Origin of the sequence: Paenarthrobacter sp. CC6 (genome assembly GCF_040560085.1) — a bacterium.
Taxonomy (GTDB): domain Bacteria; phylum Actinomycetota; class Actinomycetes; order Actinomycetales; family Micrococcaceae; genus Arthrobacter; species Arthrobacter nicotinovorans.
Map to the genome: position 1 here is coordinate 1 of NZ_JARDAN010000039.1, position 5,701 is coordinate 5,701.

At 63.0% G+C, this 5,701-nt stretch carries 4 protein-coding genes and 1 pseudogene; 2 read left to right on the forward strand and 3 right to left on the reverse strand.

The genetic code is table 11. The annotated features are described in order from the left end of the window. Positions 1–233 (reverse strand): annotated as a pseudogene (locus PV760_RS21320) (urocanate hydratase); the annotation flags it as partial. A gap of 162 nt (positions 234–395) precedes the next feature. On the opposite strand from PV760_RS21320, the gene PV760_RS21325 reads away from it, so the two are divergent. Further along, entirely contained in the window at positions 396–839 is a 444-nt protein-coding gene (locus PV760_RS21325; RefSeq protein ID WP_193590751.1) for an SRPBCC family protein, read from the forward strand. A 23-nt stretch (positions 840–862) separates the two neighbouring features. Here PV760_RS21325 and PV760_RS21330 read toward each other — a convergent pair whose 3' ends face one another. Further along, entirely contained in the window at positions 863–1,672 is an 810-nt protein-coding gene (locus PV760_RS21330) for an IclR family transcriptional regulator (protein ID WP_018780287.1), read from the reverse strand. A gap of 167 nt (positions 1,673–1,839) precedes the next feature. Then, positions 1,840–3,888 (reverse strand): ALF repeat-containing protein, encoded by a 2,049-nt coding sequence (locus PV760_RS21335; RefSeq protein ID WP_354628648.1) that lies wholly within the window; start codon positions 3,886–3,888, stop codon positions 1,840–1,842. 261 nt (positions 3,889–4,149) lie between these two features. Between PV760_RS21335 and PV760_RS21340 the strand changes: the two genes are divergently transcribed. After that, the gene (locus tag PV760_RS21340) at positions 4,150–5,586 is read left to right on the forward strand and encodes an amino acid permease (RefSeq protein WP_055975539.1); all 1,437 of its coding nucleotides are present in this window, start codon (positions 4,150–4,152) and stop codon (positions 5,584–5,586) included. Positions 5,587–5,701: the final 115 nt, after the last annotated feature.

Below are 5,701 nucleotides of genomic sequence, written 5' to 3' on the forward strand. Positions count from 1 at the left end.
TTCTCCATGGTTTCCAGGGTCCGGGTGATCGCATCGAACGCAGCCCAGGAACGCGCTGCGCGTCCCGTACCCCCGTAGACCACCAGATCATCCGGACGCTCAGCAACCTCGGGGTCGAGGTTGTTCATCAACATGCGCAACGGCGCCTCGGTCTGCCACGACTTGGCAGTAAGCTCAGTACCCCGCGCGGCCTTGACCGGACGGGCACCAGTAGTGAAATCGGCGGGTGCCATGGTGACTCCTTCGTCTGTGGGAAGTGTGTGGTGGAAAGATCTTCTGCTTCTACTAAAGCCCCTTTACCAAGCGGCCGGAACGGCTTTTCGGGCGGTGCTGTCCGGGATTACAGACATGCGGATGCTCTCGCTTTCGCGCCCGGATGCGCGCATGCTGGACCCATGGCAACGTATCGAGTGTCCACCTTGGTCGCCGCGCCGCCGGAGCGGGTTTTCGACACCTGGACGGATCCTGACAGGTTTACTGAGTGGATCGGCGGCGTCACACGCGTGACCGATCTCGTTGGCTCCACCGACCAGGCCGGCAGCAGCTATACGGTGTGGTTCGGCCGGATGGCGAGTCCCACGGAAGTCATCGCTGCGGAACGGCCGCGGCACATCCGCACCCGCTTCGGCAACGCGATCCTCAAAGGGGAATCGGATGTCACGTTCACCTCGGAAAGTGGTGGCACGCGCATCCAGCAGCTGTTCGAAACACGCGGACTGGTGTCCACGGTGGTGGGACGACTCTTCGCCACGGGATCCTACCGGGGCAGTTTCCGGGGCGAGCTGGAAGCTTTCCGCGCCATGGTTGAACGCGACTCCCCCGGGCCGGGCAGCCGCTAGGGTGCATCGGCGCTTACTAAGCGTCAGCCCGCCGTCGGGCGACCATGGATCCGGACCGACAGTTCGTCGGCGGCTTTCCTGATCCGCGCGGCCAGTACGGGCCATTGCTCAGCCGGCACTTTGTCCTCCAGGAACGTGACGGCGACTGCCGCCGTCGGCCATCCAACGTGGTCAGTCACGGCGACGGCGATGGAGCCGAACCCGGGAGTGATTTCGCCGTTTTCCGTGGCGTAGCCACGCTGGCGCACCTGGTCCAAATGGGACGACAAGGCGGAGTACTTCATGATGGGAAACTCGACATCGTGCCGGGACGTGAAGGCCGCAGCGTTCGGGTAGAGGGCGCGGACCTGCGACTTGGGCAAGGCGGCGAGGATTGCCCGACCGGACGCGGTGAGGTGGCTGGGAAGTCGAACCCCGACGTCGGTCACCAGGCTTGGGCGGTTCTTGGCACGTTCTTCCACGATGTAAAGGACATCGCGGCCATGGAGCACAGCCAGGTGTGCGCTCTCGCCGATGACGTCAACCAGCGACGCCAGCATGGGGCGACCCAGCCGGGACAACGGCTCCTGCCGCGAATAGGCGGAGCTGAGTTCGAAGGCACTGATGCCGAGCCCGTAGCGCTGCTCCTCATGCAGATGGAGGACGAAGCCGTTCGCCTCCATAACGCCCAGAAGGTGGTAGACACTGGACCGCGGCAGGCCCAGTGCCGTGGCGATATTCGACGCCGCCATCGGCCCTCGCCGCGAAGCCAACAGTTTCAGGATGCGCAAGGTGTTTTCGGCAGCCGGGACTTTGGACGTGGCCTTGCCGGGCGCGGTGGGCGTGGTGGTCATGGTTCCTCGCTGCTGGGTGATCTTGAGGGGCGCCGGAGCATACTGTCCGGTATCCCGTACTCAAGCGTGCACCTTTCACAAGGCATTGACCAGCACCGGGCCGCCGGGAGTGTCCGGTATACCGGACACTCCGACGACGTTTTCCGACTGCCCGGAGGCGTTGCCTGCTATCCCTCGTCTGGGGAGGGACCCTTGCGGCGCAACAGGAACGTGATGGCTCCAGCTGCTGCCAGGACCAGTGCCACGATGAGGCCGATGGTCCAGCCACTCATGCCCGCGGAAGAAGCAGCCATCGGAGCAGCCGCCTCCTGTGACTGGGAATCCACCGAGGTGGAGCCCTTTGCTGCCGAGGTCGTCGGCGGCACGGAAATGCTCGGTGTGGCGGACGGTGTTGCTGCGGGCTTTTCTACGGACTCCGTGACAGCTCCGGTCTCAGCAAGTCCGACGGCGGGAGCGTACTCGCGCGGCCACGGAATGACGATCGGGGCTGCACCTGTTCCGGAATGCTGCGATGCATCAACGCTGCCGGCCGCAAGCTGCCCACCAGCGGCTTCGGCCTGGCGTGCGGCTTCAGCTTGACGTGCGGCCTCGGCTTGGCGTGCGGCTTCAGCGGCCTTCGCAGCGTCAGCCGCCCTACCGGCGTCGAGGATTGCCTGGTCAGTGAGCCGCGACAGCTCTGCGAGAGCGGTGTTTACGGCGGCGGTATGCCGGGCATTCGCCGCGTCCTTTTCGGCAGCAGTGAACTGTTCGCTTGATGCAAATGCCTGAAGTTCCGCTCGCCCGCCCGCCATCGCTACGCCAGCAGCAGTCTGGAGCTCCGGAGAATCGAGCCTTATGAGACCGTCGGCCAATTCCGAGTTATCCAAGTACTGCGCGTCGGAGTGTCCGTACTCGAGGAAGTACCGGACATCTGCATGGTTGACGGACTTAACAGCGTCCTTAGCAGCCTGGACCACGTGCACGCCGCCCGCGGCCATGTGCTGGAAAGCACGCTGCCTGTCGTTAACAAAGGCTGCACTGTCCTGTTCGCTCGCGAGACCGTGACCATCGGCAATGAAGTCCTTGACGGCAGAGTTCCCACCCAGCAGAGCAGCCTCAGCTGCCTTCCGCACTTCAGGCGTACCCACCAATGCGAGGTCCAGTGTGGCCTGGCGGGCTTCCATGATCAAAGGATCAAGATCAGCTCCAGGGGCCGTTAGCGTCGACAGCAAAGCCGGAAGCTCGGCGGCGGCCTTTTTGAATGCAGCCTTGGCGGGCTCTTGGGATGCGAGCCGGGCTTTGTCTATGGCCTGCTTGGGCCAAGCCTGCGAGAAGCGATAGTCCCGCTCTTCCAGCAAGCGCCTCAGGTCGGTCTTCTTGGGGCCATCAACGGCGTGTCGCGCGTTCTCCAGAGCAGTCTTCGCGCGATCCGCCACGGCTGCCGAGCCAGCAGGGTTGGCTGCGATATCTGCCCTCACAGCGTCGAGTGATTTGGTGACCGTAGTCAATTTTTGGTCCTGCGCTGCGGCAACGAACTGACCGTAGCGCAGGTATGTAGCAAGGACTTCAGGGTCGTAGGTGTCCAGAGCAGCCTGCGCTCCGCGAGTGACGGCGGCAATGGGCGAATTGGTCAGGTAGGTTACTGCCTCACGATCCTGGCCCTGAGCGGTCTTTTGCCAGCCTTCGAGAACGAACTTCTCGACAGCCTCACTGCCGTTGTCCAGGCTCTTGGAAGCAGCCATCCGGATGGGGCCTTCGTAGTTGAGGAACCGAGTGGCCGTTATCCGCAGGTCGAGATCCCAGGCGCCGGCCCAGCCCTTTGACAGGAAGCTCGTGATCACGCTGGGGTCGTTAGTCGCCAGTACCCTGACGGCGCTCTCCCTGACATGCTCGCTCCCCCGTGTCGTCAGCTCGGTGACCAGCTGCTTCCGGTCAGCTGCCAGCGCGACGTCCTGCCCGCCGTCGAGGAATGCCTGGACCGCGTCCGGCCCACCCACCAAGGCGGCAGCGGCGGCGGTGCGGATTGCGGGACCGCCGGTCTTCCAGAGCTCAACCACGCCAGCGGCGTCACTCACCCGTTCCACGAAAGGCACGGGAGCTTGCGAGGCGTTCGGAACCTCAAAATTCGGCACGTCATAGGCCTGCGCGGGTGCGGCAAAGAGCAAGGATGCCCCGGCCACTACGGCAACAACGGCAGCTGCCCAACGGCGTCGGGTAGCGCGGATTACGGAAATCATGAGTCCCCCAAGTAACAGATGCAAGAGTCAGCACAGAGTTCAAAGGGGGCGACGCGAAATGCGAGGGATGCCTGACCGTGTTGAAGAGCTGTCCGCGGTCATCATATCCGACCGGGAACTATGACTTTTACCACCCTCTGATGAGACCCACAGCATGGTGTCTGCGATCAAAGACACCAATCACCCGTGAGTCCGATCACAAGGCCGTCAAAAGTGATCTGCTGGATAGCGATCCCCTCCCAAAGACGAGAAGGTTTTACTATGCAACAAACCAAGCTGGCTGTGGAGAGCTCTGTCCTCCAAGCCGCAGGTACGGCGCTCAGCCGAGGCCTCAACGTCCGTCACATCCGCTTCATGGCACTCGGATCCGCGATCGGCACCGGCCTGTTCTACGGCTCGGCATCCGCCATCCAAAAGGCCGGACCGGCCGTCCTGCTCGCCTACATCATCGGCGGCGCGGCCGTGTTCATGGTGATGCGGGCGCTTGGCGAAATGGCCGTCCGACACCCCGTGTCCGGCTCGTTCGGCCAATACGCGAGCCGCTACCTGGGGCCTTTCGCCGGTTTCGTAACCGGGTGGACCTATGTGTTCGAAATGGCGATCGTGGCAATCGCCGACGTCACGGCCTTCAGTATCTACATGGGCTTCTGGTTCCCACAGGTGGACAGATGGATCTGGGTGCTGGCGATCATCCTGTTCCTGGGCGCCATGAACCTGCTCAGCGTGAAGGTGTTTGGTGAGCTTGAGTTCTGGTTCTCGCTGATCAAGGTGGTGGCGATTATCGCCATGATCGTGGGCGGTGCGGCGATCATCGTGTTCGGTTTCCAAACGGGCGACGGCGGTGGCGTGGCACCGGGGCTGGGGAACCTCGTGAACCACGGCGGTTTGTTCCCCAACGGATTCGAAGGGCTCCTGGCAGCGTTCGCCGTCGTGATGTTTGCCTTTGGCGGGATCGAAACGATTGGCATCACCGCGGGCGAAGCCGCCGACCCCAAAAAGGTCATCCCGCAGGCCGTCAACACCGTGCCCGTGCGCGTGCTCCTGTTCTATGTGCTGACTTTGGGCGTGCTGATGAGCATCTTCCCGTGGAACGAGATCGGCAGCAGCGGCAGCCCGTTCGTGCAGATCTTTGACGGACTGGGCATCCCGGCCGCTCCGCACATCCTCAACGCCGTGGTCATCACCGCCGCGCTGTCGGCGATCAACAGCGACATTTTCGGGGCCGGGCGCATCCTGTTTGGTCTGGCGCAGCAGGGCCACGCGCCCAAGAGCTTCAGCAAGATTTCCCGCCACGGCGTTCCGTGGATGACCGTGGTGATGATGGGTTGCATCCTGCTGGTGGGCGTCGTTTTGAACGCCGTCATCCCCGAAGACGTGTTCGTGCTCATTGCCTCGATCGCCACCTTCGCCACCGTGTGGGTCTGGGTGATGATCCTGGTTTCGCACGTCGCGATGAAGCGGGAGATCAAGCGCAAGGGCCTGCCGGCGTCGGAATTCGGCTCGCCGCTCTGGCCTGCTGCGTCCATCCTGACCATGGCGTTCATGGCGATGGTCATCGTGATCCTCGGAGTCTTCGAGGACACCCGGGTTGCGCTGTATGTTGGCGGAACCTGGCTGGTACTCCTGTTCGTGGCCTACAAACTGTGGGTCCGCGGTGGTGGCCTGCGCCGGGCCGAATTGGTGGACGAAACCGCCTGATTTTCCACGCCCGTATGACAGTTAGTGCCAATGTTCGCGCGGCAAAGTCATAGGGTCGTTGCAACGCTCTGATTGATGGAGCGTTTTATGGTCAAGTTGTTCCCCAAGGCTGCGC

Excerpts from the sequence above, each read along its gene's own strand:
- PV760_RS21325 (WP_193590751.1), top strand. The coding sequence starts at position 396 with ATGGCAACGTATCGAGTGTCCACCTTGGTCGCCGCGCCGCCGGAGCGG.
- PV760_RS21330 (WP_018780287.1), bottom strand. The coding sequence starts at position 1,672 with ATGACCACCACGCCCACCGCGCCCGGCAAGGCCACGTCCAAAGTCCCG.
- PV760_RS21335 (WP_354628648.1), bottom strand. The coding sequence starts at position 3,888 with ATGATTTCCGTAATCCGCGCTACCCGACGCCGTTGGGCAGCTGCCGTT.
- PV760_RS21340 (WP_055975539.1), top strand. The coding sequence starts at position 4,150 with ATGCAACAAACCAAGCTGGCTGTGGAGAGCTCTGTCCTCCAAGCCGCA.